The organism is Pantoea sp. Lij88, from assembly GCF_030062155.1.
Taxonomy (GTDB): Bacteria; Pseudomonadota; Gammaproteobacteria; order Enterobacterales; family Enterobacteriaceae; genus Pantoea.
Genome location: NZ_CP118269.1, coordinates 117651 through 140790 on the forward strand (window position 1 = coordinate 117651; position 23140 = coordinate 140790).

Sequence of the window (23140 nt, forward strand, 5' to 3'; positions counted from 1 at the left end):
AAAACGCATTAAAGCATGGGGCCAGGCCTGTTAAAACGTTGTTACAGCAGAAGTGTGGTGTTGACAGGGTTTCGTACAAACGGCAGACAGCAGATGAGGCTGTCTGCCGCTGATTCAGATGAAATTGCCGCGCGCAGAGACCGCATGCTCTTCGCTATGGCCACTGGCGTGGCGCAGAACAAAGCTATCTGACTGCGCCATTACTGCGCAACTGTGATTCGGGAAGATACGCAGCAACGTGCCGACTTCCGGGCGGCGATCCTGATAAAGCAGAAAACCGTGCTCCTCAGATAACTTCGTCACTTCATAGGTGTGGCCTGCTTCGTCAGCTGCAACACCGAAGCCGCTGGCATTGGTGCCGTGTGGTCCTTTATCCGAACTCAGCATTTTTGATCCGGCATCCACAATCGCGAAATGATCGTTCACCGCTACCACGCGAGTAATGACGCTCATTGCCAGCTGATCGACATGACTCAACCCGAGTCGACAGGCGGTAAGATCGAGCAGTGCATAGTTGCCGGGCCGGATTTCATTGATGCAGGGCGCAATCTCTGCTGCCAGCGCGGTCGGCGTCGAACCCACAGAGAGAGGGCAGTCAGTAAACCCCGCAGCCTGCAGTTTTGCCTGTACCCGCTGCATCAATGCCGTTTCCTGGTGGGCGACATCAATAATGGCTGCGGCGTGACCGGCACCATAAGCGTGACCGGCATGCGACACTAACCCGGCAAAGCGTAACCCTTTATCCTTTAGCGCCTGCGCAATCAGCACAGCTTCGTCAGTATCAGGATTAACGCCGATCCGATGTAATCCGACATCCACTTTAATCGCCACCGCCAGGTCGCATTCCGGTTGCTGCTGTGAGGCATCAGCAAGCGCCGCCACGCCCTGCACGCTGTCCGCAATCAGGGTAAGCCGGACCTGATGAAGCACGGCGAGGCGTAGCAATTCAGCCACGCTTTGCGGTTGTACGACCGGATAAGCCAACAGCAGATCACGAACGCCACCCTGGATAAAACTGATGCCTTCGCTGGGTTTAGAGACGGTGACACCCTGTGCGCCGGACGCGATCTGACGCTGTGCAATCCAGACGCTTTTATGCGTTTTGATATGCGGACGCAGTGCGACGCCTGCCGCACTCGCTTTGCGCTGCATCTGCTGCAGGTTCTGCTCCAGGCGCTCTGCATCCACTTCAATATAAGGCGTAAGGCGATCATCAATCAGCGGGCGCTGCCACTGCTGTGTATCGTTGATATTCATAAGGTTGTCCGGCATTGAGGAGGTAAGAGAATGCATCATTCCTTAATTATCTCTCTGATGCCAGCCTGACTGCCGCAGAACAGGCGTGCTGATCAACAGCGTTAGCGATAAACAGTATGAAAGTCATCGGGCAGAGAAAGCGGACATCACGCAGCAGGGGATCAACAGATAAAAACAAAAAAGCAGGCGCGTGGCCTGCTTTTCAGTCAACTCAGACGTAAAGTCACTCAGACGTAGAGCGATTTTTCACCCGGTGGGCGGGTTTTGAATCGACGATGCAGCCAGAGGTACTGTTCGGGCGCACGAAGAATCTGATTTTCGATCACTTTGTTCATATAAGCTGCAGCTGCAGCTTCGTCCGTATGAGGATAGTTTTCCAGCATCGGTTCGATAATCAAATGATAGCCATCATTATCAGGATTACGAATCAGCATAATCGGCACCATCGCTGGCTTCGCCAGACGCGACAGAACAAACGTCCCGTTGGTAGTGGCGGCTTTCTCGACGGCAAACAGCGGCGCAAAGGTGCTGCCTTTAGGGCCGTAATCCTGGTCAGGCGCAAACCAGACCGATTCACCCTGTTTAAGCGCATTTACCATACCGCGCAAATCACGGCGGTCGATCATCGCTTTGTTCGAGCGCATGCGACCTTTGGTCTGCACATACTCCATCGCCTGATTATTGTGCGGACGATACATCGCCATCATCGGCTGGCAGAGTCCGCTGATGCGGCCGCCCAGTTCCAGTGACATAAAATGCACGCCAATCAGCATCACGCCGCGCTTTTCGTTCTGTGCAGCATGGAGATTATCCAACCCTGACACTTTAAACAGACGTCTCACTGCACGGTCAGACCAAAACCAGGCAATACCGGTTTCAGCCAGCGCCATGCCTAAAGAGGCAAAATTCCCGGCGATCATGTGTTCTGTTTTTTCTTCACTGATGCCAGGAAAGCAGAGTTCAATGTTACGACGGGTGATACGTTCGCGGCGCTGCAGGAAATGACGGGAAATTTTGCCCGCACCCGCACCGAGACGCATCAGAACAGGGTAGGGAAGCTGGACCAGAAGCCAGAGCACGCCCAGGCCAAACCAGGTAAACCAATAACGCGGATGTAGCAGCGACCTGCTAAATTTTCCGGTGTTTTTCATTAACAACCTTCATGGGATAGATGGATGTATCGCATAAAGAGCACTTCCATGAGTCTTAAGGCGGTACAGCTGTACTGATTTCGACCAACACTTTATCAAAAAGTGCCTTCAAAGAAAGGGAAACTCCACAATCTACAGGATTGACCTGTTTCATGGATCCAGCGCTTCGGGGACGAAAAAAGGGTTCATAACTGAAAAATGATTTTAAATTCAGAAAATTAAAAAAGACAGACCTGAAATGCGAAGTGTGACTGACAGGTGTTCAGGAAGAGTCCGGAAATGAAAATTTATTAATCTTTACGTAATGTTGAGGCCAGCCACGTCCATGAAAGGCCGCATGAGCTGATGTATCTTGCCTGAAAAATGAACAAAGCGCCATCGCTGGCGCTTCATTACTGACCTGCCGGGCAGGTGTTACTCGATATTCTGAATCTGCTCGCGCATCTGTTCAATCAGCACTTTCAGTTCGATCGCTGACGTTGTGATTTCTGCGTTGATCGACTTCGATGCCAGCGTGTTCGATTCACGATTGAACTCCTGCATCATGAAATCAAGACGACGGCCAACGGCCTCTTTCTTTTTCAGGATGTTGTAGGTCTCTTTAACGTGCGCATCCAGACGATCCAGCTCTTCGGAGACGTCAACACGCTGCGCCATCATCACCAGTTCCTGCTCCAGGCGATTGTTTTCCAGCTGGACTTCAGCATCTTCCAGTTTGGCGACCAGGCGCTCACGCTGCCATTTGATCACTTCAGGCATCTGCGCGCGCACTTTGCTGACTTCCTGCGAAACGCCTTCCAGACGCTGCTCAATCATCGCTTTCAGTGCAGTGCCTTCACTTTCACGTGCCGCAATAAAATCATCCAGCGCACCATCCAGTGCCTGCAATAACTGTGTATTGATGGCATCCAGATCCTGCTCCTGTGCAGACATCACACCCGGCCAGCGCAGGATATCCAGCGGATTAATCGCGCCTTCGTCGCTCTGCATTTTTACCCAGTTGGCAGCCTGCACCAGCTGTTTCGCCAGCGTTTCATTGAGCATCAGCTCACCCTGCGCGCTGGGATCGGCATCATAACGCAGGTTGCACTCAATTTTACCGCGCGTCAGACGCTGGCGAATGCGTTCGCGGATAACCGGCTCCAGCCCACGAAACTGCTCCGGCAGACGGATGTAAGTTTCCAGATAACGCTGGTTAACGGAGCGCAGCTCCCAGGCGGCGCTGCCCCATTCGCCTTTGGCTTCGCTGCGGGCATAAGCGGTCATACTGCGGATCATAAGCGGTACTCATTTGCGGAAAGATGGGTGAAGTATAGCGAGGCGAGCCACCGCATAACAGGCATAAGCGCCTCACAGGAAAATAACGAACCATTTCCGCTTTTAGCGACAGACACTTATGATGACCACTGACCCCTTGTGAGGATGACTGATCTATGTCTCGCGTTATTGCCCTTCCTGTTGTGATGGCTCTGCTGCTGGCGGGTTGCCAGACGCGCCACGCGCCGCCGACTAAACCGCAACCTATCTGCGCGGGTGGCGATATGATGATGCAGACCACGTTGTGGTTTGGAATGAGTAAGCCAGATGGCGGCAGGGTGAGTTCACTCGACTGGATGAACTTCGTGGATAATGAGGTCACGCCACGTTTCAAAGCAGGATTGTCGGTCTATGACGCCAGAGGTCAGTGGATGGGCGAGAACGGCAAGCTGGCACGGGAGAACAGTAAAGCGTTGATGCTGATCCACGGTATCGATCCCGCGACCAATCAGGATATTGAGGCGTTACGTAATCTCTACAAGAAACGCTTTAATCAGGAGTCGGTGATGCGCGTAGATGCGCCGGTCTGTGTGGGATTCTAGGGCGAAAGCGGGCGGCAGCGCTGCCGCCCGATGAATTATCAGATAAACAGGCCGGCAAAGGCCGCCGAGAGCAGGCTCACCAGCGTTGAACCATAGACCAGCTTCCAGCCAAACCGGGAAACCACATTGCCCTGTTTCTCGTTCAGGCCTTTTATTGCACCAGCCACAATGCCGATCGAGGCAAAGTTAGCAAAAGAGACCAGGAACACCGACAGAATACCCAGCCCACGCGCGCTCATGCCCGCCGCAACTTTCTGCAGTTCAATCATCGCCACAAATTCGTTCGCCACCAGCTTAGTCGCCATGATGCTGGCCGCCTGCAGGGCATCCGCTTTGGGAATGCCAATCAGCCAGGCCAGTGGATAGAACAGGTAGCCGAGCAACTGCTGGAAGCTGTAACCGAACACCGCCGCAAACACCGCATTCACGGCAGCGATCAGGGCAATAAAGCCAATCAGCATCGCCAGGATAATCATCGCAACTTTGAAACCGGCCAGGATGTACTCACCCAGCATCTCAAAGAAGCTCTGCTCTTCATGCAGTTTCTCCAGCTCGATAGGCTGCTCATCCTGGCTTTTCATCGGATTGATGATCGACAGGATAATAAAGGTGCTGAACATGTTAAGCAGCAGTGCCGCAACCACATACTTCGGTTCAATCATCGACATATAGGCACCGACAATCGACAGCGAAACAGTGGACATTGCGGTCGCCGCCATGGTGTAGAGCCGGCGCGGCGGGATATCACCCAGAATCCCTTTATAGGCGATGAAGTTCTCCGACTGACCGAGAATCAGTGTGCTGACGGCGTTGAACGACTCCAGCTTGCCCATGCCATTAATCTTCGACAGCAGCGTTCCGAAAATACGGATCAGCAGCGGCAGGATACGCCAGTGCTGCAATATGCCGATTAGCGCGGAAATAAAAACAATCGGGCAGAGCACGCCAAGGAAGATAAATGCCAGTCCCTGCTTACTCATTCCGCCAAACACGAACTCCGTGCCCTGCGCGGCAAAGCCCAGCAGCGTCTCAAAGAAACCGGCGAACGAGCCGACCAGCGCCAGACCTCCGGCAGAGTGAAGGAAGAACCAACCCAGCGCGGCTTCCACCACAATCAGTTGAATAATAAAGCGCAGACGAATCTGCTTACGGTCATGACTGACCAGCAGCGCAAGGGCGAAAATCACCACCAGCGCCAGCAGGAAATGAAGAATGGCGGCCATATGTCTTTTTTATCAGAGAGAAAGGAAACCGCATTTAGCCACAGCTGGCAGGGAATTTCATCTGATGCCTGCGCCAGACCGGCGCAAGAGACAGCGGGCAAGGAAGTCCGTATAATGCGCAGCCAATCATTAGCAAGACGGAGAATACCCATGCGTCCAGCAGGCCGTAGCGCACAACAGGTGCGTCCAGTCACATTGACCCGCAATTACACCAAACACGCAGAGGGTTCCGTTCTGGTGGAATTCGGCGAAACGAAAGTGCTTTGCACTGCCTCCGTAGACGAAGGGGTTCCGCGTTTCCTTAAAGGCCAGGGTCAGGGTTGGGTCACTGCCGAATATGGCATGCTGCCGCGTTCGACCCACAGCCGTATGGCGCGTGAAGCCGCCAAAGGCAAGCAGGGCGGACGTACGCTGGAGATTCAGCGTCTGATTGCCCGTTCACTGCGCGCCGCGGTTGATCTCAAAGCGCTGGGTGAATTTACCATCACGCTCGACTGTGACGTGATCCAGGCCGATGGCGGCACCCGTACCGCCTCAATCACTGGCGCCTGTGTGGCACTGGCTGATGCGCTGAATAAGCTGGTCGCCAGCGGCAAGCTGAAAGCCAACCCGATGAAGGGCATGGTCGCAGCCATTTCAGTGGGCATCGTCAAGGGCGAAGCGCTGTGCGATCTGGAGTACGTTGAAGACTCAGCCGCAGAAACCGACATGAACGTCGTAATGCTGGAAGATGGCCGTATGATCGAGGTGCAGGGCACTGCCGAAGGCGAGCCGTTCAGCCATGAAGAGCTGCTGACGCTGCTGGCGCTGGCCCGCGGCGGAATTGAGGAATTAATTCAGGCGCAGAAAGCAGCGCTGGAAAATTGATGTAACAGGCGACCTCAGAGTCGCCTTTTCTTTATTTGAGGAGTGAGAAATGAAAGCCTGGCAGCGTCAGTTTATTGAATTCGCCCTGAACAAGCAGGTGCTGAAGTTCGGTGAGTTCACTTTGAAGTCAGGGCGTAAAAGCCCCTATTTCTTTAATGCCGGTCTGTTCAACAGCGGACGGGATTTAGCGCTGCTGGGACGCTTCTACGCGCAGGCGCTGGTGGATGGCGCTGTCGATTTCGATCTGCTGTTCGGCCCGGCCTATAAAGGCATTCCGATTGCCACCACCACAGCGGTGGCGCTGGCGGATCATCATGACCGCGATGTGCCTTACTGCTTCAACCGTAAAGAAGCCAAAGATCACGGTGAAGGTGGCCTGCTGGTAGGCAGCCCGCTGCAGGGCAAAGTGATGCTGGTGGACGATGTGATCACCGCAGGCACGGCGATTCGCGAGTCGATGGATATTATCGGCGCGCATAACGCTACTCTGGCAGGCGTGCTGGTTTCGCTTGATCGTCAGGAACGTGGACGTGGAGAGATGTCGGCGATTCAGGAGGTGGAACGTGATTACGGCTGCAAAGTGACCGCGATTATCACACTGGCAGATCTGATTGCCTGGCTGGAAGAGAAGCCGGAGATGGCCGATCATCTGGCACAGGTCCGTGCTTATCAGAAAGCGTACGGAATATAACAGAGGCGGGCGTAATGCCCGCCTTCTCTGACTCTTTACGCCAGCTGGGCGGCAATCAGCGGCCAGCGAGCCTCAAAGTCTGCGGTAGGGCTGAAGCGAAACTCAGAACGGACATACCGCGACAGTAAGCCTTCACAGAACGCCAGCAGCTGGCTTGCCAGTAACGCCTCATCAGCCTGAAAGGCTTCACCCTCACGCATTTTCCGTTCACGCATCACCTGTCGCAGTTGCACTTCAATCCGCTCAAACAGCTGATTGATACGTCCCTGCAGTCGGTCCTGCTCAAACATCAGAGCATGGCCGGTCAGAATGCGCGTCAGTCCCGGATTACGCTCACCAAATCCCAGAATCAATTGCACGATCAGACGCAGACGCGTCATGGTCTCTTTTTCATCCTTGAGGATCAGATTGATGCGGGTAATCAGACTGTCTTCGATAAACTCAATCAGGCTATCGAACATTCGTGTCTTGCTGGGGAAGTGACGATACAGCGCCGCTTCGGAAACGCCCACCGTGGCTGCCAGTTTGGCTGTGGTAATACGCTGACTGCCATCACCCGACTCCAGCATCTGCGCCAGCGCCTGCAAAATCTCTTCGCGACGATTCCGCTTCGCGACTTTTTTTTCTGCCATGACCTTAAAGACCCCTGAAATTCACCTAAAACAGGCAACACCTACGCATCTGCCACAGGAACGCGTCCTGCGGCGATGAGGAAAAATAACGGGCGTAAGTGAAAGTCGGTAATGCGGGTTACTGGCGACCGGAGTGGCCGAAGCCGCCTTCGCCGCGCAGGCTGGCGTCGAAATCTTCGACCAGGTTAAATTCCGCCTGCACCACCGGTACAAACACCAGTTGTGCCATGCGATCGCCGGGCTGCAGCGAGAAACTTTCCTGACCGCGATTCCAGACCGATACCATCAGCTGTCCCTGATAGTCAGAGTCAATCAGACCCACCAGGTTGCCCAGCACGATGCCATGTTTGTGGCCAAGGCCTGAGCGCGGCAGGATCACCGCGGCCAGATCGGGGTCGGCGATATGAATCGCCAGGCCGGTTGGAACCAGCGTCGTGGTACCTGGTGCGATGTCGAGAACATCATCAATGCAGGCGCGTAAATCTAACCCAGCGGAACCTGAAGTGGCGTAGGTCGGCAGTGGAAATTCTTTGCCGACACGCGCATCCAGGATTTTAACGTCTATTTTTTTCATCATAACGGCTGACAATCTCGTCTATTAATTGTTGGCCAAGGAGAGACTTATCGCTGAGCGGTAAGCGTTTTTCTCCATCCTGCCAAAAAAGGTGAAGAGCATTGGTGTCGCTATTAAACCCCTGTCCGGCTTTAGCGACGTCGTTAGCGCAGATCAGATCCAGATTCTTGCGCACCCGTTTTTGCCGGGCGTATTCTTCCACATTCTGTGTTTCAGCAGCAAATCCAACAACGAATGGCCGGTTTTCCTGAAGTGCAGCGACGCCGGCAACAATATCGGGATTCTTTACCAGGTTCAGCGTGACGTTATCATCGCCGCCCTGTTTCTTGATTTTATCGGCCGCAATATCGGCTGCCCGGTAGTCTGCCACGGCTGCGCTTGCAATGAAAATATGTTGTTTGTCTATCTCGCTCATCACAGCAGCCTGCATCTCCAGCGCGCTGGTAACATCAACGCGTCGCACTCCCGCTGGTGCAGCCAGGGTGACCGGGCCGCTGACCAGCGTCACCTGTGCGCCGCGTCTGGCGGCTGCAGCGGCAATAGCAAAGCCCATTTTGCCGGAGCTGTGATTTGTGATGTAGCGCACCGGGTCCAGCGCCTCACGGGTCGGGCCGGCGGTAATCATAATGTTGAGATGTTGCAGATCGTTGACGGGCGCGGCCCACTGCACCGCATGGTCAACAATCGACAGCGGATCCAGCATCCGGCCCGGCCCGACATCACCACAGGCCTGGCTGCCGCTGTCAGGACCCCAAATCAGCACGCCTCGCGCGTGGAGCGTCTGCAGGTTTTGCTGGGTCACCGCTGCACGATACATCTGCTGATTCATCGCGGGCACCACCGCCACGGGTGAAGCCGTCGCTAACACCGCGGTCGTCACCAGATCGTTTGCCATACCGGCAGTCACACGGGCAATCAGGTCGGCAGTGGCCGGTGCCAGCACGATCAGATCAGCCCATTTTGCCAGTTCAATATGCCCCATCGCCGCTTCCGCCGCCGGATCAAGCAGATCGTCAAACACCGGATAGCCGGAGACGGCCTGCAGGCTGAGCGGCGTAATAAACGCTTTGGCACCCTCTGTCATCATTACGCGCACATCAGCACCGCGATCGCGCAGGCGGCGCACCAGCTCAGGTGCTTTATAAGCAGCGATACCGCCGCTCACGCCCAGAAGAATTTTTTTGCCGGCTAATCCCATCATGATGTTGGCCTCACTAAGCTCTCTGCCGCTCGCGGCGGCGAATGCACGGACTTTATCACAAAAGCGCGGATGCGCCTTTTCACCGACTGCGTTTGCGAGCCGTCTCGTAAATTGCCGCGCCACTGATAGCCGCGCGCTCCAGGATGGGCCATGCTGAGGCCCATCTCAGGGAGAGCGAACATGAAAATAAAGGGACCACGGGAGAAACTTCAGAAGCTGGGCGCCCATTCGTTAAGCGATACCGAACTGCTGGCCATTTTTCTGCGTACCGGATCGCCGGGGCAGAATGTTTTGGAGCTGGCCGGGCAGATGCTGGAGGGTTTTGGCTCGCTTTATCAGCTCATGACGTCAGACAAAGCGGCATTCGGTAAAATCAAAGGCGTTGGCGATGCCAAGCTGGCGCAACTTCACGCGATTGCCGAACTGGCGAAGCGCTTTTTCGCCAGTAAGCTGGCCCGCGAAAGCGCAATGGAAAATCCGCACATCACGCGCCAGTACCTGCAAAGTCTGTTAGCTCATCAGGAGCGTGAGATCTTTATGGCTCTGTTTCTGGATAACCAGCATCGGGTGCTGCGGGCTCAGAATATGTTCTCGGGTTCTATTAACAGTGTGGAAGTGCACCCGCGCGAGATCGTCCGGGAAGCGCTGAAGCTCAACGCCGCCGCCCTGATACTGGCGCATAATCATCCGTCGGGCATGGCTGAACCGAGCCGGGCAGACAGAGAAGTCACCCATAAAGTCAGCGAAGCCTGCCAGCTACTCGACATCCGTTTGCTCGATCATCTGGTGATTGGTCATGGCGAATATGTCTCCTTTGCGGAGCGGGGATGGCTCTGATACCGGGAAATTTCACGCCAGGTGGCGGCTTTTTGCCCGATCATTCGGGATCTTTATCTGTTCGGGACTTGAGCACTTGGGCTGAGCGGCGTATACTACGCCACCTTTGAGAATCTCGGGTTTGGCGGTTAGGCCAGCTTAGCGGGTTCCATGGAATTCGCCTGGCGGGCTGCAAGCCTGACGAGGCGGCCCAAACCTAATTTTTAAAGCTCGAGCTGATTTGATTTTTGGAGATATTGACATGTCACGAGTCTGCCAGGTAACTGGAAAGCGTCCGGTGACGGGTAACAACCGTTCCCACGCAATGAACGCGACGAAACGCCGTTTCCTTCCGAACCTGCACTCACACCGTTTTTGGGTTGAGAGCGAGAAGCGCTTCGTTACTCTGCGTGTATCTGTTAAAGGTATGCGTATTATTGATAAAAAGGGCATTGATACGGTGTTAGCCGATATGCGTGCCCGTGGTGAGAAGTACTAAGGTACTAAGGAACTGAATCATGGCTAAAGGTATTCGTGAGAAGATCAAGCTGGTTTCCTCTGCTGGTACAGGTCACTTCTATACCACCACGAAGAACAAACGTACTAAACCAGAGAAGCTGGAACTGAAAAAGTTCGATCCGGTTGTACGTCAGCATGTGCTCTACAAAGAAGCTAAAATTAAGTAATTTTAGTGTTCTGCTAAAAACCCGGCTCCGGCCGGGTTTTTTGTTTGTGTAAAACGCTGAGGAGAGGGTATGCCAGAGTTGCCAGAGGTTGAAACCAGCCGCCGCGGTATCGAACCGCATTTGGTCGGTGAAACCATTCTTCACGCCGTGGTGCGTAATTCACGTCTGCGCTGGCCTGTTTCGCAGGAGATCCTGTCGTTGAGCGATCAGCCGGTGCTCAGCGTGCAGCGTCGGGCGAAATATCTGCTGCTGGAACTGCCGCATGGCTGGATCATTATCCACCTTGGCATGTCGGGCAGCCTGCGCGTGCTGTCAGAAGAGCTGCCAGCAGCGAAGCATGACCATGTTGATTTAGTGATGAGCAACGGCAAAGTGCTGCGCTACACCGACCCGCGTCGCTTTGGTGCCTGGCTCTGGAGCAGCGATCTGGCGGGCAGTAGCGTGCTGGCACATCTCGGGCCGGAGCCGCTCAGCGAGGCGTTTGACGGGGCTTACCTGCTCGATAAGTCACGCGGCAAGCGGACGCTCATCAAGCAGTGGCTGATGGATAACAAAGTGGTAGTGGGCGTGGGCAACATTTACGCCAGCGAGTCACTGTTTACCGCCGGGATCCTTCCCGATCGCGCTGCCGGCAGTCTGTCGCAGGCCGAAGCGGAGCTGCTGGTCAACACCATCAAAGCTGTACTGTTACGTTCGATTGAGCAGGGCGGGACCACGCTGCGTGATTTCCTGCAGACCGACGGTAAGCCAGGCTATTTTGCACAGCAGCTGCAGGTTTATGGCCGGGCAGGTGAACCCTGCCGGGCATGCGGTACGCCGATTGTCAGCGGCAGGCATGGGCAGCGCAGCACCTACTGGTGCCCGAGCTGCCAGCATTAAGCCAGTTTAGCCAGCAGTGCCTGATGTACTGGCGCGGGCAGGAAGGCGCTGACATCGCCGCCGTGACGCGCCACCTCTTTGACCAGTGAAGAAGAGATAAACGAAAAGCCTTCAGACGGCATCAGGAAGACACTCTCCAGCGTGGGCAGCAGATGACGATTCATCTGCGCCAGCTGCATTTCATATTCAAAATCTGACACCGCCCGCAAACCACGGACCAGCACATTCGCCTGCTGATCACGGGCGAAATTCGCCATCAGATCGCTGAAGCCGACGACCTCAACGTTGGGCAGGTCGGCAACCACCTGACCGGCCAGCGCCACGCGCTCATCCAGGCTGAACATCGGTTTTTTACTGGGGCTGGCGGCAACGGCCAGAATGACCTGATCAAACATTTGCGCTGCCCGCGTCACGATGTCGAGATGGCCGAGCGTCACAGGATCAAACGTACCGGGATAGATGGCTTTCGTGGTCATACTCGCCCTTTTGCCGAAGCATGATTCAGCGCCCAGAGGGCTGAATATTTATTGAAGGTATACTGCGCGTTGACCACCGCCAGAATCCAGCCCTGCTTACCGTCAAGAAAACCGGCACGCAGCAGCAGCGTTTTCACGAACGCGCCCAGCGTATGGCTGAATACAGAAAACAGGCTGCAACGCTTACCGCGCTGATGGCGTTCCGTAGCCCAGGCTTCAGCATAGGCCAGTTGCTTACGCTGAAAGGCGATTAAATCACGGCAGGTCAGATGGTGCAGATCGCCGGGCAATGCCACCACCGGCGCACCGTCACTCTGCAGTGATTCATGCACCAGATTGTCATTGTAGCGGAAGGTGCGGGGATAGAGGCGCATTACGCGGTCAGGATACCAGCCACTGTGGCGCATAAAGCGGCCGAGGAACAGATTACTGCGGCCCAGGCTATAAACCGTACGGCTGGGTGGGGCGACCAGGACCTGCTCAATCGCGGCACGCAGTTCGGGTGAAACGCGCTCATCCGCATCGATCATCAGAATCATGTCGCCGGTGGCATAGTCCTGCGCGCGCTGGCGCTGAATGCCATAACCCTGCCAGTCATCGTTGCGGTAGACCTGCGCCCCGGCCTGCGTGGCGATTTCGACACTGTCGTCACTGCTACCAGAGTCCAGCACGATAATTTCATCGGCCCAGCTGACCGAGGCCAGGCAATCAGGCAGGAGTTCCGCTTCATTTTTGGCGATCATCACCACGGAAAGACGTTGGCGTGCTGACATTAGTGAGTCCGGGGAGGCAGATGCGGTTCGAGTAACTGTAGCAGACGCTGGAGCGCACCCTGATTCTGGTGCAGCACGTCCACCGCATGGCGTCCGTAATAACGGCGGTAATCATCATCCTGTAACAGGTTGGTGACCTCTTTTACCAGCGACATCACGTCGGTCACGGTGATCAGCCCCTGGCCTTCCTGCAACTTGCTGCAGATATCTTTGAAATTCCAGATATGGGGTCCCATCAGAACCGGAAGAGCATGGGCGGCCGGTTCAAGCGGGTTGTGTCCACCCCGTTCAACCAGGCTGCCGCCGACAAACGCCAGATCGGCAATGCCGTAAAGCAGCATCAGTTCACCCATCGAATCACCGATGACCACCTGCGTTGAGCCAGAAGGGATCTCACCGCTGCTGCGCAGGATAAAACTGAAACCACGTGCCTGCGTCAGTTCACGGGCATCGTTGAAGCGCTCGGGATGGCGGGGCACCAGAATCAGCAGCAGGTCCGGGAAGGTCTGCAGCAGGCGGCGATGAGCATCCAGCACAATGGCTTCTTCGCCTTCATGCGTACTGGTAGCGATCCACACCGGACGACGCGGTGCCCACTGGCGACGCAGCGTCACCGCTCTGGCGGCCAGTTCGGGCGTCACGGAAATATCAAATTTCAGGCTGCCGGTAATCGTCAGTTGTGAACGTTTCAGGCCCAGACTCAGGAAGCGGTCGCCATCTTCTGCGTTCTGCGCCGCGATCAGGGTGATGCTCTGCAACAGCTGGCGCATGAATTTACCCAGCTTGCGGTAGCCTTTGGCGGAGCGGGCGGAAAGGCGGGCATTGGCGATCACCAGCGGAATATTACGCTGGTGCAGAATGCGGATAATGTTCGGCCACAGCTCGGTTTCCATGATGATCACCAGCCGTGGGTTGACCGTATCCAGAAAACGATTAATTGAGCCCGGCAGGTCATAAGGCAGATAGACGTGATGCACATCTTTGCCGAAAGCAGACTGCGCGCGCTCTGAGCCGGTCGGCGTCATCGTAGTGACGGTAATCGGCAGGGTCGGGTAACGATGACGCAGCGCACGCACCAGCGGAATCGCGGCCAGAGTTTCACCCACCGAGACCGAATGCAGCACAATGCCGTCGGGCTTCACTTTGCCGACACAATAGCCATAGCGTTCCGCCCAGCGTTTGCGATAGGCAGGCGCTTTACGACCGCGCAGCCACAGGCGCAGCCAAATCAGTGGCTGAATTAAGTAGAGCAATGTGGTGTAAATGGTCGTCATAGTTACCGTTACAGCAGGTTCGCGTCTAAAAACAGATTAAAATCAGATGACGGCATGTTATCAGAAACCCCGCACGCACTCATCCCACATTGTCAGTTGCTACTCAGTACCTGCTGATAAAGGGAAGTCAGCGCCTGCGCCAGTCGTTGGGGGCCGTAAGGTTCAATTTTGCGCCGTGCCGCCTCGCCCATTCGTGAATCAACGGAAAGTGCCGGTATTGCGTTAACCGCCTGATTTAACCCGCTGATATCTAATGCATCGCAGACGAAGCCTTCCTGACCAGCGGTAATAAATTCTGCACCACCGCAGCCGGTGCTGGTAATCACCGGTAAGCCGCAGGCCATCGCCTCCAGCACTACGTTCGGGAAGGGATCATAGAGCGTGGGCAGCAGCAGGCCATCTGCCGCGTGATAGAACGGCTGCACATCCTGCTGCACACCGACAAAGCGCAGGCGATCCAGGCAGTTAAGCTGGTTTGCCAGCTGCTGATAACGTTGTAGCTGCTTATCCTGACCGACCACAATCAGATAGCGATCGCTGGCGGCCAGCGCCTGGATTGCGGCTTTCAGCCCCTTGCGCTCAAAGCCGGAGCCGACATAAATCAGTACGGTCGCGGAATCGGGCAGGGCCAGCTGCTGGCGGGTAGCGCGACGGGCTGCTTCTGTGGCAGGCTGGAAACGGCTGGCGTCAATGGCGTTATGAATAACGTGAATTTTACCGGCGTCGAGCGAGAAACAACGCAGGATATCCCGCTTTACCATTTCTGAATTACAGATCACCGCTTTCAGCGTCGGAGAGTTAAACATCTCCGCTTCCGCCTGCAGCACATAGCGATGGTAAGGACTGAGCGTCGCGCTTAGCCGTTGAAACGATGAGACGATGCGCGCGCGCTGTTCCAGCCAGACGCGATGCACGCCATCACCCGCGCGGAAAATGTCACAGCCCGCGATGCGCTCATGACTTTGCACAATATCGAACTTTTCGCGTTCCCAGCAGGCGCGGGCTGCGCGGGCAAAACCGCGCTCACGGGATACCCGACCCAGCTTTGAGGGATTGCAGATATGCAGATGCCAGTCCGGATTCGGCGTGCCCTGCCAGCTGCGGGTTATGATATTGAGATCGAGCTGTTCGCTGCCCAGCGCTTCAAGCGCGCGTGAGATAAAACGCTCGGCACCGCCATCCGGACGATATTTCTGCCGGACAATCGCCAGCCGTAACTTACTCATTCAGGTAGCTCCTCGCTGCCGCGACCACATCCTTCACCGGAATGGCCGAGAGATAACGCTGGTCAGTTTTGGTGTCGATGGAATCGGGTGAGGGCAGCGGGCCATAATCGCCCGCCCAGATGACATGATTGTTGTCGCCCCAGGGCCGCCAGTGCTGCAGCTTGGTCGGGCCAAACAGCGCAATGCAGGGCGTTTCAAGCGCGGCCGCCATGTGCATCGGCGCAGAGTCGACACCAATAAACAGCCGGGCGTGATCGATCAGCGCCGCCAGCTGCGGCAGAGTGAACTGACCCGCCAGCGAAACCACATCCTTCGATACACAGAGCGCGCGAATGCGGTTAATCATCGCCAGCTCCTGCTTGTCCGGCCCGGCGGTCAGCACCACTTTGCGGCCCGGCTGCGCCAGCTGATCAAGCGTGGCGGCAACGCTCTCCTCTTCCCAGCATTTGAATCCCCAGCGAGAAGTGGGCTGCACCACAATATAGGGCGCGGTGACATGATGTTCCGCCAGTCGGGCCTGCACCGTTTGCTGATCAGCGTCGCTGTAGTGCATTGAGACGCGCGCGCCGTCGCTGCTGATGCCAAGGGGCGCCAGCGCCGACATATTCTGCTCAACGGTATGCAGTTTACTGTGATTGTGGGTGGGGACCAGCCGGTTGTGACACCATCGCCACAGCGCGTTATCGCGTTTTTTAAACGCAAAACCGATACGAACGGGCGCCGCAGAGAACCGGGTAATAAGAGCTGCGCGCCACTGATCGGCCAGATTAATCACCAGATCATAATGGGCGTCACGCACGGCGCGAATTAATGCACGCTCATGGCCCAGCTTGCGCCAGGTTCCCTCCTGCTTCCATTTGCGATCGATGACGTGCAAATGGCGGATAGCCGGATGCGCTTCCAGCATCGGACGCGTCTCTTTATAGAGCAACACGTCGATGCTGGCCTGCGGATAACGCTCATGAAGCGCATTAATGGCGGGCGTTGTGAGCAGCATGTCACCATGATGGCGCAGCTTAATCAGTAATATATTTTTTGGAGAGAAGTTTGCTGGAGTCAGGCTGGCCATAAACAAGAGTTCTCAGAATTCAGTGAACCGATTGTAGGGCAAACCCTTTTTAGGATAAAGCCAGCCTCAAAGGTTATTTCTCACGCCAGCGATAGAGCCGGGCCAGCCATAGCAGCAACTGATACCACTGCTTAATTCCCCGGGCATTGCGTAACATACGCAGGTGGGTCCGGGTTGCAAACAGATCGGCAATGATGGCCTGTCGTGCCCGGGCATCAGGCTCACGTCTCACACTGTGGCAGACGCTCAGCGCTTCATGCGTCACCTGATAGTGAAATGACGGGTAGATCTTCACGCGGTCACGATAGCGATTGTTGAGCTCTTCCAGCAGCCGCGCAATCTTCAGGTAGTGACGCTGATATTCAACGTTGCGCTCGCCGGTCCGTTTGCGATTGCTGATGGAGGCGTCGTGCATATAGTAGCGATAGAGCACCGCTTCGGTATAGCGCACACGTTTTGCCAGCAGCATAAACTCGGTGGTCCAGGGAATATCCTGATGATGCAAACCCGGCTCGAACTGCAACTGATGCTGCTCAATCAGCTCCCGGCGATAGATGCCCAGCCAGACGACATGCATATAACGATGGGTTTTCAGCGCGGTGTTGAGCCAGTCAGCCCCGCTTAGCACCGGCGTGCTGCGCAAACGATCCAGCGGAATCAGCGGTTTTACCCGCTGGCTGTGTTTGAAAAACCACTCGGCGTTGCACTGAGCCGCATCCAGGTTATCCGCTTCCGCCAGCGTCACCAGCGTCTGATACATCTCAGGCTGCATGGTGTCATCCGCATCAGGAAAGGTGACATATTTCCCGCGGGCTATCGCGAGACCAGCGTTACGCGCGCGCGATACGCCGCCATTTTCCTGATGAATCACACGAATATGCGAATGCTGCTGTGCATAGTGGTCGGCACGCTCGCCTGAGCCGTCAGTGGAACCATCATCGACAATAATGATTTCCAGCGCGGTCAGCGTCTGCGCCAGCAGTGACTGCATGAACTCATCAAACATGCTGCCCGCGTTGTACATCGGGGTAATGATACTCAGCAGAGGAGAAGTACTCATGACAATATCTGCACCAGCGTTATATTCACTGCGAAAGGGCGTTGCCTCGTCATAAATCATTTCCAAATCAGCAGAATGAAATCAGGGAGTGCATGATTATAAAACGGTGTGGCGTCCCTGCTTTACTAAAAACCACGCCCGACAACAATAATGCGCTATATGCGCTTTTTTTACGCAAAGTGGTCGTGCAGGTAAACAGATTATTATGCCGGCTTTCTGTCAGCGTCGTTTTATTGAGGTCGGAGCAAACGGGAGGCGGGATAAATGACGGGGAAGTCAGGCGCTGAAATAACAGCGCCCGCATCAATATGATAAACCTGAGTGCGCTATTGCTCGCTCTGCTTAAAGAACTTGAGACTGACATACTTCATCATCCAGCTCATGCTTTCAGCATACTGTTTATGATGCCACTTAATGCGGGAAAATCGCTTCATCTCTTTATAATGTTTTGGTGCATCAAGCGGTTGTGAAGCCCAGGGTGAGCGCTGGTAATAGCTGTAGTAGCGCTGGGCAAGATCGCTGCCAGCCCAGGCATGCCAGGGTTTACATTTGCCGGTGTAGTGAATCATCACGGTGTCCGCTGGCACGGCCGTATAATCCCAGACTTTATTGGCGATGATGTCGTAAATCTGGTTATAGCGGTCTGGCAGGATCAGGATCTCATCCTCCAGCACGATATTCAGCGCATCCTGATCGGGAAAACCAAACTCTGCGCCCCGCGTTACCAGCACGTCGGTAATGCGCGCGGTGGTCTGCCTTTCGAGCCAGCGGGGAATATTGATCAGCATAAAGCCGGAGTTGAAATAGTGATGATGCGTCAGCCCGAGCTTCGCGCACTGATTCTGGCGTGCACGCGGCGTGTCATTACAGGCCGCCAGCGTGTAATCCGTCATATCCAGGCTGAACAGGGGAGAGTAATCGCCTACGACCAGGGTATCCGCATCAATATAGATCACCCGGTCGCTGTAGCTCGCCACGGTTCCGGGGATCAGGAAGCGGTAATGGATGCTTTTAGGGTAGCGTCCGACCGCAGGCAACTGATCAACCCAGTCGCTGTTAAAGATATGCAGCGTGATCGCCAGACGGTGTCCCGTGGCCAGCGAGCACAGTTTTTCCACATCCTCTTCGCGAAGCGAGTCTGAGAAAATATGGGCGTGGAAAGCTGTATCGGGATGATGGCTGAGAAGTGAAAACAACGTAATGCCCAGGCCACGCGCGTAGGCGTGGTTAATGCCAAACGCAACGTGAACCGGATTGTCATCCGTGTCAGCAAGCGTGTTAACCAGCAGCTGACTTTGCTGAACGGCATCAGCAAGAGGGGTAATTGCCATTACGCTTCACTATTCCAGATTATGAGTAATAAACGTTTGTATTCTAGTCAGTTTATCGTGATCCAGCCCGAATAATTTTTCAGCAGGCTGATCAAACTTAAAACGGGTGGCAAAAACGAACGTCGAGGCGTCAATATTATCCGGTCCGATGAACAACACATTATTAACCGGACGCTGTTCTCTGACTTCACATGGGCCGTAAAGCATGATCACCGGGATCTGCTGCGCATCCGCAATATAGGCATTGCCAGAGTCAGAGGCGATATAGAAATCCATCTGCGAAATGGCCCACGGAACCTCTTCCAGCTTTAGCTCACCAATCAGACTGACAATATTCTCTTTTGGGCCGGTCAGACTCAGTAACTCATCCAGCCACGGCTGCTCCGCTGGTGGGCCAAACACATAAAAGGTGCAGGGCAGGTCATCCAGCGAGGTCATCAGCTGCTGCCAGATGCTGGCAGGAATCGTCTTGGCCTTATTACCGGCAGAAATGCTGATGCCTATTTTAATGCCACTGCGCGGATTCTGCAGCGCGGCGGGCGGCACGGGCGGCTGCCAGAGCGGCGAGGTCGCGTGTTTAGGGAAATCGGTGTAGCGATAGTCACGGTTAATCAGCTTCAGATAACTGTCCAGCGTCAAATCTGTCTTAGCGTGGTCGACAATGCCGCTGGCGCTGCGATAGAACGTCTTATGGTAGGACTTCCGCACATAGGTGCGCAGAAACTGCTTATTCGGTGCGTTGCATAACGCGGCAAAGAACAGGTTTACGCTGTTTGGCTGCACCAGATAGACGTTGTCATAGCGGTTCATCAGGGTGAACGCGAGTTTCAGTTTGGCAAAAAAGCTGCGCTTTGCGTCTTCAATCAGGAAATAGCGGCTGACCGTGTCATCGTGACGCGCCAGCGGCTCCACCGCTTTGCTGATCAGCAGCTCAGACTGACCCAGCGCGCGAAGCATGGGTGTGATATTGATAAAATCACCAATCTTCGCCGTCTGGATGATTAAGCTGCGTCCGGTTGGCCGGTAAAACAGCCGCATTATGGCCCGGAAAGGCAGAAGCAGCAGGTAGATCAGCACATAGTTCATGGCGTGTTTTCCGTAATAACGGCCCGCAGTTTTTCTGCCACCGTGTCAGCTGTCAGCTCCGCCAGATTATGATTCGGGGCGCTCAGTGCCTGTTGGTTCTGCCCGTAACCCCCAATCAAACCAGGATCGGTCGGGCCATACAGCGTGAGGTTGGGACGATCCAGCGCCGCCGTCAGGTGACTTAATCCGGTATCTACCGAGACCACCGCCCGTGCGCCCGCCAGCTGTTGGGCTATCGCTTCCAGCGTCAGCTTAGGCAGCACCTCAACATGCTCAAAGCCTTCTGCAAGCCGCAGTGCGCGTTGATGCTCGTGTTCCGCACCCCAGGGCAGTTTCACCCGCAGACCGCTGGGCTGCATCTGCTCAATCAGCTGTCGCCAGTGCGATTCCGGCCAGTGCTTGTTGTCACGGGTCGTGGCATGCAGAAAGACCAGGTAATGCTGTGCATCAGCGGGCAGATGATGCAGGAAGTGTCCGGCAATCGCGTAGTCACCCTGGCTTTGCGGCTTTTCATAGCCCAGGCTTTTGGCAAACAGTTCGCGCGTTCGCTCAACCGCGTGTTGTCGCTTACTGACCTCATGGCGGACGTCATACCACCAGCTGGCAAACGGCTCACGCGCGCTCCGGCTGTCCTGTCCATGCTTCACCCCTTTCGATAAGCGGGTGACCAGCGCGGCACTTTTGATCAGCCCCTGCGCATCAATCACGATATCGTACTCACGTGACTGTAACTCGCGCTTAAACAGCACGCGCTCTTCACGCTGCTGACTGCCAAACCAGTGTTTGCGCCAGCGGCGAATCGCAACCGGTAACACCTTGTCGACGGCGGGATGCCAGCCAGGAATCTGCGCAAAGTTCTCTTCCACCACCCAGTCGAAACGGATACCGGGGATGGCATGCATCGCATCGGTCAGTGCAGGAAGCGAATGTAGCACATCGCCCATTGAAGAAGTTTTAACAATCAGGACGTGCATGGCACCTCCTGTGGCGCAAGCAGTTCGCTCAGCGTCTGATGTACACGCTCAGGCTGGATATCGATCAGACTCTGGTGATAGCCCTGTTCAGCATCACCTTTGCGGACTTTGTGATAGCCGGTAATCAGGCGGATAATGCGCGCCTGACGCGCCAGCGGCGGCGTAAAGTCAGGACTGCTGGGGCCATAGAGCGCCACCAGTGGTCGATCCAGCGCCGCAGCGATATGCATCAGGCCGGAGTCATTGCTGACCACGGCACGGCATTGCGCCAGCAGAATCACCGCCTGTTCCAGCTGGGTTTCTCCCGCCAGATTACGGCAGTGGCCACGCGCCTCTTCGGGCAGCGCAGCGATAATCTCTTCGCCGGTCGGGCGATCTTTGGCGGAGCCAAACAGCACGATCTGGAAGCCGTCAGCAATCAACTGGCGAGCCAGCGTGGCGTAGTGATAGTGCGGCCAGCGTTTGGCCGGACCAAATTCAGCGCCTGGACAGAAACCGATGATCGGACGGGTCGCCGCGAGCTGAAACTGTGCGGCCGTTTCAATCTTTTCCTGCTCTTCAACCTGCAGCTTTGGCCACAACAGCGGCTGTGGCAGCTGCGCCGCCGAGGCAACCGGTGTGTCGTAGCCCAGCGCAACGTAGCGCTCAACCATCAGTGGAAACGCGGCTTTATCCAGCACCCGCAAATCGTTCAGCAGGCCATAACGCATTTCACCGCGCCAGCCGACGCGGCGTTTTATTCCGGCGAAGAAGGGGACCAGCGCCGACTTAAAGGAGTTAGGCAGCACATAAGCCCGGTCGTAATGACTGGCGCGCAGTACTTTCCCCAGCCGGCGACGTTCACCAATTTCCAGCGCGCCATGCCCGAGCGGCATCGCCAGCGCCTGATTGACCTCCGGCATGCGTGACAGCAACGGACGGCACCACGCAGGTGCCATCACGTCAATCACTGCATCCGGATGTTCGGCCTTGAGTGTGCGATAGAGACTTTGCGACATCATCATATCGCCGACCCACGACGGGCCGATTACCAGAATTTTCATCGCCGGAGCAGCTTCCTTTATGCGTTGCGGTTCAGCCAGACCATATATTCAGCGACGCCCTGCGCCACCGTTTTAAACGGTTTGTCGTAGCCCGCGGCACGCAGTTTAGTGAGATCGGCCTGGGTATAAGCCTGATAACGTCCTTTGAGTTTCTCCGGGAACGGGATGTACTCGATCTGACCTTTCTGATGGAACTTCAGTACCGCATCCGCCACTTCCTGGAAAGATTCGGCGCGGCCTGTGCCACAGTTGTAAATCCCGGAGACGCCGTTTTCCCAGCACCACAGGTTCACTTCTGCCACATCATCCACGTGGATGAAATCACGCTTAAAGCCGTCACTGCCTTCAAACAGTTTTGGATTTTCATCGTTGCTGATCTGCGTGTTCAGATGGAAGGCAACGCTGGCCATGCTGCCTTTGTGGCCTTCGCGCGGTCCATAGACGTTGAAATAGCGGAAGCCGCACACCGGCGAGTTCGCTTCCGGCAGCATCTGACGGACGTAGTGATCGAACAGCATTTTGGAGTAGCCATAGACATTCAGCGGCTGCTCATACTGGCGCTCTTCGATGAAGTTCTCGTTGCGTCCGCCGTAGGTCGCTGCAGAAGAGGCGTAGAGGAACGGGATCTCGCGCTCAAGACAGAAGTGCAGCAGCTCTTTGGAGTACTGATAGTTGTTCTCCATCATGTACTTGCCATCCCACTCGGTGGTGGAAGAGCAGGCACCCTGATGGAATACCGCTTCAATCGGGCCTAAATCATCGCCCGCCATCACGCTCATCAGGAACTCTTCTTTGTCCATATAATCGACGATATCCAGGTCGACTAAGTTGGCAAACTTGGTGCCATCCTTCAGATTATCCACCACCAGAATGTCGGTGTGACCGCGATCGTTCAGCGCTTTGACGATATTGCTGCCAATCATTCCTGCGCCGCCAGTTACGATAATCATGTTGTTACCTTCAACGTTGTGGGGTGAAACAGGAGGTTTCAC

The 23140-nt window shown here is 55.4% G+C and carries 25 protein-coding genes; 7 read left to right on the forward strand and 18 right to left on the reverse strand.

Annotation, left to right across the window (positions count from 1 at the left end):
• Positions 1 to 114: 114 nt before the first annotated feature.
• The 3 genes from PU624_RS04385 to PU624_RS04395 form a co-directional block, all read right to left on the reverse strand.
• Positions 115 to 1257 (reverse strand): alanine racemase, encoded by a 1143-nt coding sequence (locus tag PU624_RS04385; protein ID WP_283546726.1) that lies wholly within the window; start codon positions 1255 to 1257, stop codon positions 115 to 117.
• Positions 1258 to 1484: 227 nt separating this feature from the next.
• Positions 1485 to 2408 carry a kdo(2)-lipid IV(A) palmitoleoyltransferase gene (gene lpxP / locus PU624_RS04390; protein WP_283546727.1) on the reverse strand — a complete coding sequence of 308 codons (924 nt, stop codon included), beginning with the start codon at positions 2406 to 2408 and terminating at the stop codon, positions 1485 to 1487.
• A 414-nt stretch (positions 2409 to 2822) separates the two neighbouring features.
• Positions 2823 to 3686, reverse strand: a complete 864-nt coding sequence (locus PU624_RS04395) for a YicC/YloC family endoribonuclease (RefSeq protein ID WP_010258384.1) — start codon at positions 3684 to 3686, stop codon at positions 2823 to 2825.
• Positions 3687 to 3841: 155 nt separating this feature from the next.
• On the opposite strand from PU624_RS04395, the gene PU624_RS04400 reads away from it, so the two are divergent.
• The gene (locus tag PU624_RS04400) at positions 3842 to 4267 is read left to right on the forward strand and encodes a DUF3574 domain-containing protein (RefSeq protein ID WP_283546728.1); all 426 of its coding nucleotides are present in this window, start codon (positions 3842 to 3844) and stop codon (positions 4265 to 4267) included.
• A 38-nt stretch (positions 4268 to 4305) separates the two neighbouring features.
• Here PU624_RS04400 and PU624_RS04405 read toward each other — a convergent pair whose 3' ends face one another.
• Positions 4306 to 5490 (reverse strand): NupC/NupG family nucleoside CNT transporter, encoded by a 1185-nt coding sequence (locus PU624_RS04405; protein WP_283546729.1) that lies wholly within the window; start codon positions 5488 to 5490, stop codon positions 4306 to 4308.
• Positions 5491 to 5640: 150 nt separating this feature from the next.
• Between PU624_RS04405 and rph the strand changes: the two genes are divergently transcribed.
• Positions 5641 to 6357 carry a ribonuclease PH gene (gene rph, locus PU624_RS04410; RefSeq protein WP_010258378.1) on the forward strand — a complete coding sequence of 239 codons (717 nt, stop codon included), beginning with the start codon at positions 5641 to 5643 and terminating at the stop codon, positions 6355 to 6357.
• Between the two features lie 49 nt (positions 6358 to 6406).
• Positions 6407 to 7048 (forward strand): orotate phosphoribosyltransferase, encoded by a 642-nt coding sequence (pyrE, locus tag PU624_RS04415; RefSeq protein WP_031591887.1) that lies wholly within the window; start codon positions 6407 to 6409, stop codon positions 7046 to 7048.
• Between the two features lie 35 nt (positions 7049 to 7083).
• On the opposite strand, the gene slmA is transcribed toward pyrE, so the two are convergent.
• The 3 genes from slmA to coaBC all read right to left on the reverse strand — a co-directional run bounded on the left by slmA (position 7084) and on the right by coaBC (position 9455).
• On the reverse strand, positions 7084 to 7680 hold the full coding sequence (gene slmA / locus PU624_RS04420) for a nucleoid occlusion factor SlmA (RefSeq protein ID WP_010258372.1): 597 nt from the start codon (positions 7678 to 7680) through the stop codon (positions 7084 to 7086).
• A 118-nt stretch (positions 7681 to 7798) separates the two neighbouring features.
• Positions 7799 to 8257 (reverse strand): dUTP diphosphatase, encoded by a 459-nt coding sequence (gene dut / locus PU624_RS04425; RefSeq protein WP_031375149.1) that lies wholly within the window; start codon positions 8255 to 8257, stop codon positions 7799 to 7801.
• A complete protein-coding gene (coaBC, locus tag PU624_RS04430; protein WP_283546730.1) occupies positions 8235 to 9455 on the reverse strand; it encodes a bifunctional phosphopantothenoylcysteine decarboxylase/phosphopantothenate--cysteine ligase CoaBC in 1221 nt (406 codons plus the stop codon). Before coaBC ends, dut begins: the two co-directional genes overlap by 23 nt.
• Before the next feature lie 180 nt (positions 9456 to 9635).
• Here coaBC and radC point away from each other — a divergent pair, with 180 nt between their 5' ends.
• The 4 genes from radC (at position 9636) to mutM (ending at position 11836) form a co-directional block, all read left to right on the forward strand.
• Complete coding sequence (radC, locus tag PU624_RS04435; RefSeq protein WP_283546731.1) at positions 9636 to 10292, forward strand: RadC family protein; 657 nt, start codon at positions 9636 to 9638, stop codon at positions 10290 to 10292.
• A 241-nt stretch (positions 10293 to 10533) separates the two neighbouring features.
• On the forward strand, positions 10534 to 10770 hold the full coding sequence (gene rpmB, locus PU624_RS04440) for a 50S ribosomal protein L28 (protein WP_006121249.1): 237 nt from the start codon (positions 10534 to 10536) through the stop codon (positions 10768 to 10770).
• A 19-nt stretch (positions 10771 to 10789) separates the two neighbouring features.
• Positions 10790 to 10957 (forward strand): 50S ribosomal protein L33, encoded by a 168-nt coding sequence (gene rpmG, locus PU624_RS04445; protein ID WP_003024094.1) that lies wholly within the window; start codon positions 10790 to 10792, stop codon positions 10955 to 10957.
• A gap of 69 nt (positions 10958 to 11026) precedes the next feature.
• Entirely contained in the window at positions 11027 to 11836 is an 810-nt protein-coding gene (mutM, locus tag PU624_RS04450; RefSeq protein WP_283546732.1) for a bifunctional DNA-formamidopyrimidine glycosylase/DNA-(apurinic or apyrimidinic site) lyase, read from the forward strand.
• Here the strand turns inward: mutM and coaD are convergent.
• The 11 genes from coaD to rfaD all read right to left on the reverse strand — a co-directional run bounded on the left by coaD (position 11833) and on the right by rfaD (position 23098).
• Positions 11833 to 12312, reverse strand: a complete 480-nt coding sequence (gene coaD, locus PU624_RS04455) for a pantetheine-phosphate adenylyltransferase (protein ID WP_283546733.1) — start codon at positions 12310 to 12312, stop codon at positions 11833 to 11835. The two genes, mutM and coaD, sit on opposite strands and share 4 nt — an antisense overlap.
• Positions 12309 to 13085: a glycosyltransferase family 2 protein gene (locus tag PU624_RS04460; protein WP_283546734.1), complete on the reverse strand. Its 777-nt coding sequence runs from the start codon at positions 13083 to 13085 to the stop codon at positions 12309 to 12311. Before PU624_RS04460 ends, coaD begins: the two co-directional genes overlap by 4 nt.
• Positions 13085 to 14359, reverse strand: a complete 1275-nt coding sequence (gene waaA / locus PU624_RS04465; RefSeq protein WP_283546735.1) for a lipid IV(A) 3-deoxy-D-manno-octulosonic acid transferase — start codon at positions 14357 to 14359, stop codon at positions 13085 to 13087. Before waaA ends, PU624_RS04460 begins: the two co-directional genes overlap by 1 nt.
• 92 nt (positions 14360 to 14451) lie before the next feature.
• Positions 14452 to 15585 (reverse strand): glycosyltransferase family 4 protein, encoded by a 1134-nt coding sequence (locus PU624_RS04470; RefSeq protein WP_283546736.1) that lies wholly within the window; start codon positions 15583 to 15585, stop codon positions 14452 to 14454.
• Positions 15578 to 16654, reverse strand: a complete 1077-nt coding sequence (gene rfaQ / locus PU624_RS04475; protein WP_283546737.1) for a putative lipopolysaccharide heptosyltransferase III — start codon at positions 16652 to 16654, stop codon at positions 15578 to 15580. The genes PU624_RS04470 and rfaQ overlap by 8 nt, the downstream gene beginning before the upstream one ends.
• A gap of 73 nt (positions 16655 to 16727) precedes the next feature.
• The gene (locus PU624_RS04480; protein ID WP_283546738.1) at positions 16728 to 17714 is read right to left on the reverse strand and encodes a glycosyltransferase; all 987 of its coding nucleotides are present in this window, start codon (positions 17712 to 17714) and stop codon (positions 16728 to 16730) included.
• A gap of 326 nt (positions 17715 to 18040) precedes the next feature.
• The gene (locus PU624_RS04485) at positions 18041 to 19045 is read right to left on the reverse strand and encodes a glycosyltransferase family 8 protein (protein WP_283546739.1); all 1005 of its coding nucleotides are present in this window, start codon (positions 19043 to 19045) and stop codon (positions 18041 to 18043) included.
• A 9-nt stretch (positions 19046 to 19054) separates the two neighbouring features.
• Complete coding sequence (locus PU624_RS04490; RefSeq protein WP_283546740.1) at positions 19055 to 20131, reverse strand: glycosyltransferase family 9 protein; 1077 nt, start codon at positions 20129 to 20131, stop codon at positions 19055 to 19057.
• Positions 20128 to 21105, reverse strand: a complete 978-nt coding sequence (gene rfaC / locus PU624_RS04495) for a lipopolysaccharide heptosyltransferase RfaC (RefSeq protein WP_283546741.1) — start codon at positions 21103 to 21105, stop codon at positions 20128 to 20130. The genes PU624_RS04490 and rfaC overlap by 4 nt, the downstream gene beginning before the upstream one ends.
• On the reverse strand, positions 21093 to 22148 hold the full coding sequence (rfaF, locus tag PU624_RS04500; protein ID WP_283546742.1) for an ADP-heptose--LPS heptosyltransferase RfaF: 1056 nt from the start codon (positions 22146 to 22148) through the stop codon (positions 21093 to 21095). The genes rfaC and rfaF overlap by 13 nt, the downstream gene beginning before the upstream one ends.
• Positions 22149 to 22165: 17 nt before the next feature.
• Complete coding sequence (gene rfaD, locus PU624_RS04505) at positions 22166 to 23098, reverse strand: ADP-glyceromanno-heptose 6-epimerase (protein WP_013359495.1); 933 nt, start codon at positions 23096 to 23098, stop codon at positions 22166 to 22168.
• Positions 23099 to 23140: the final 42 nt, after the last annotated feature.

Coding starts and splice junctions, on each gene's coding strand:
- PU624_RS04480 (WP_283546738.1), bottom strand. CDS start 17,714: ATGAGTACTTCTCCTCTGCTGAGTATCATTACCCCGATGTACAACGCG.
- rfaC (WP_283546741.1), bottom strand. CDS start 21,105: ATGCACGTCCTGATTGTTAAAACTTCTTCAATGGGCGATGTGCTACAT.
- rpmG (WP_003024094.1), top strand. CDS start 10,790: ATGGCTAAAGGTATTCGTGAGAAGATCAAGCTGGTTTCCTCTGCTGGT.
- rfaQ (WP_283546737.1), bottom strand. CDS start 16,654: ATGGCCAGCCTGACTCCAGCAAACTTCTCTCCAAAAAATATATTACTG.
- PU624_RS04460 (WP_283546734.1), bottom strand. CDS start 13,085: ATGTCAGCACGCCAACGTCTTTCCGTGGTGATGATCGCCAAAAATGAA.
- pyrE (WP_031591887.1), top strand. CDS start 6,407: ATGAAAGCCTGGCAGCGTCAGTTTATTGAATTCGCCCTGAACAAGCAG.
- coaBC (WP_283546730.1), bottom strand. CDS start 9,455: ATGATGGGATTAGCCGGCAAAAAAATTCTTCTGGGCGTGAGCGGCGGT.
- mutM (WP_283546732.1), top strand. CDS start 11,027: ATGCCAGAGTTGCCAGAGGTTGAAACCAGCCGCCGCGGTATCGAACCG.
- rpmB (WP_006121249.1), top strand. CDS start 10,534: ATGTCACGAGTCTGCCAGGTAACTGGAAAGCGTCCGGTGACGGGTAAC.
- PU624_RS04405 (WP_283546729.1), bottom strand. CDS start 5,490: ATGGCCGCCATTCTTCATTTCCTGCTGGCGCTGGTGGTGATTTTCGCC.
- PU624_RS04400 (WP_283546728.1), top strand. CDS start 3,842: ATGTCTCGCGTTATTGCCCTTCCTGTTGTGATGGCTCTGCTGCTGGCG.
- PU624_RS04470 (WP_283546736.1), bottom strand. CDS start 15,585: ATGAGTAAGTTACGGCTGGCGATTGTCCGGCAGAAATATCGTCCGGAT.
- PU624_RS04385 (WP_283546726.1), bottom strand. CDS start 1,257: ATGAATATCAACGATACACAGCAGTGGCAGCGCCCGCTGATTGATGAT.
- rfaD (WP_013359495.1), bottom strand. CDS start 23,098: ATGATTATCGTAACTGGCGGCGCAGGAATGATTGGCAGCAATATCGTC.
- PU624_RS04490 (WP_283546740.1), bottom strand. CDS start 20,131: ATGAACTATGTGCTGATCTACCTGCTGCTTCTGCCTTTCCGGGCCATA.
- PU624_RS04395 (WP_010258384.1), bottom strand. CDS start 3,686: ATGATCCGCAGTATGACCGCTTATGCCCGCAGCGAAGCCAAAGGCGAA.
- slmA (WP_010258372.1), bottom strand. CDS start 7,680: ATGGCAGAAAAAAAAGTCGCGAAGCGGAATCGTCGCGAAGAGATTTTG.
- rph (WP_010258378.1), top strand. CDS start 5,641: ATGCGTCCAGCAGGCCGTAGCGCACAACAGGTGCGTCCAGTCACATTG.
- coaD (WP_283546733.1), bottom strand. CDS start 12,312: ATGACCACGAAAGCCATCTATCCCGGTACGTTTGATCCTGTGACGCTC.
- radC (WP_283546731.1), top strand. CDS start 9,636: ATGAAAATAAAGGGACCACGGGAGAAACTTCAGAAGCTGGGCGCCCAT.
- PU624_RS04485 (WP_283546739.1), bottom strand. CDS start 19,045: ATGGCAATTACCCCTCTTGCTGATGCCGTTCAGCAAAGTCAGCTGCTG.
- rfaF (WP_283546742.1), bottom strand. CDS start 22,148: ATGAAAATTCTGGTAATCGGCCCGTCGTGGGTCGGCGATATGATGATG.
- lpxP (WP_283546727.1), bottom strand. CDS start 2,408: ATGAAAAACACCGGAAAATTTAGCAGGTCGCTGCTACATCCGCGTTAT.
- dut (WP_031375149.1), bottom strand. CDS start 8,257: ATGATGAAAAAAATAGACGTTAAAATCCTGGATGCGCGTGTCGGCAAA.
- waaA (WP_283546735.1), bottom strand. CDS start 14,359: ATGACGACCATTTACACCACATTGCTCTACTTAATTCAGCCACTGATT.